Annotated in this window: 2 protein-coding genes and 1 pseudogene; all 3 read right to left on the reverse strand. The window is 30.9% G+C overall.

Annotation, left to right across the window (positions count from 1 at the left end):
• A pseudogene (locus ACTHW2_RS10070) lies at positions 1 to 584 on the reverse strand (stage V sporulation protein AD); the annotation flags it as partial.
• A gap of 8 nt (positions 585 to 592) precedes the next feature.
• Positions 593 to 1,036, reverse strand: a complete 444-nt coding sequence (gene spoVAC / locus ACTHW2_RS10075; protein ID WP_442263791.1) for a stage V sporulation protein AC — start codon at positions 1,034 to 1,036, stop codon at positions 593 to 595.
• 18 nt (positions 1,037 to 1,054) lie between these two features.
• On the reverse strand, positions 1,055 to 1,462 hold the full coding sequence (locus ACTHW2_RS10080) for a stage V sporulation protein AB (protein WP_442263792.1): 408 nt from the start codon (positions 1,460 to 1,462) through the stop codon (positions 1,055 to 1,057).
• Positions 1,463 to 1,637 lie beyond the last annotated feature (175 nt).

Raw genomic sequence — 1,637 nt, forward strand, 5'->3', positions numbered from 1 at the left:
GGGTCTATTATCTTACCAGGTGTTACATGAGTTATAAAAGGCCCTTCACCAGCTGCAGAAAGAACTGTAGCACCAGATCCTGTAACAGTCCATTGGGCCGAAAATGTCCTTTGAGCTGCATATTCTAATGGAAACCTAAATTGTCTTTCAGCAGAACTAAAATGACTAGAAGTTGCACAAACTACCTTATCCCCAAAACCACCATCGATAAGCATTGCACCAATTGTCAAAGATTCAGTCATGGTAGAACATGCCCCATAAAGACCTAGAAATGGTATACCTAAAGCTCTGGCAGAATATCCAGATGGAACTATTTGATTTAATAAATCACCAGAAAGAAGTATATCAATATCACTTAAACTTAAGTTAGCTTTTTCAATAGCTGCTCTAATAGCTTGTTCTTGAATTTTAGTCTCAGCTTTTTCAAATGATTTTTCACCCCATAAATCATCCTCTAAAATCTCATCAAAATAATCTCTAAGTGGCCCATCACCTTCTTTTGGTCCTACAATAGAATAAGATCCTAGAATTGATGGAGGATTTTGTAATTTAAAAGTTCTTTTTCCTATCTTTTTTAACGACATTTCTTCACCTACCTTTTAAATAATATACTTAATAAACCTACAACTATTGAACTGCTTACACCATATACTAGCACTGGTCCTGCTATTACAAACATTTTAGCAGCTACTCCAAATATAAATCCTTCTTTTTTAAATTCCATTGCAGGAGCTACTATCGAGTTAGCAAATCCAGTAATTGGAACAGCAGCTCCTGCGCCTCCTACCTTACCTATTTCATCATATATACCAAGTCCTGTTAGGAAAGCACCTAAAAACACCATAATTATAGAAGTAGCTGAGGAAACCATTTCTTCACTAAGTCCTTTATTATGTAAATAATTCATAACAAATTCACCCAATGTACATATAGCTCCACCTATTAAAAATGCAAATATTATATTTCTCAAATATGTTGGCTTAGGAATCTTTCCTTCTGCAAACTTTTGATAATCTTTATTGTTTAAATTGTCCATCTATTTTCCTCCGATTTTTTAATATAATGTCCAAAAATATAAAGAACCCATAACTTTACCAAACAGTAAACTATAGATTATATATTTTAAATCTTTTTTAACTTTAAGTTTCTTACTTATTAATGGGATTACATTAAGAACTTCTGCTAGTGCAGATGAAAAAAGTCCAATAAATGCCCCCATAAAAAGCCCTATAATAACTACAAATATATTTGAAAGATTAAAACTAAAGTCACTAAAATATAAAAGTACAAATATAAAAGTTCCTATAGAAAACATCCATTCATAAATCTTTACATAATTTGGTGACTCCGTTAATTGAACTAATCGAGCAATTAAATTTAAGAGTGTTATAAAAGCTGCTAAAGCTCCTCCAACGGCTAATCCTCCACTTATTGATATAAGTATAAGACAAAACTCTTTCATCTACTTCAACCCCTAGACATTATCTTTATCTTCATTTGATAAATCATTTAATATATATTCTTCCATATCTTTGTTATATAAAAACAATTCTATTTCCATAGGTCCTGGTTCTTTGTTTCTTCTTTAACTTTTTCTTATAATTATTTAAAAAAATATAAAACAAAAAAAAAAAAAA

The sequence above is a fragment of the Tissierella sp. genome (assembly GCF_052089545.1).
Lineage (GTDB): Bacteria > Bacillota > Clostridia > Tissierellales > Tissierellaceae > Tissierella_A.

Bases quoted from the DNA above. Each gene is read 5' to 3' on its own strand.
- ACTHW2_RS10080 (WP_442263792.1), bottom strand. From the start codon at position 1,462: ATGAAAGAGTTTTGTCTTATACTTATATCAATAAGTGGAGGATTAGCC.
- spoVAC (WP_442263791.1), bottom strand. From the start codon at position 1,036: ATGGACAATTTAAACAATAAAGATTATCAAAAGTTTGCAGAAGGAAAG.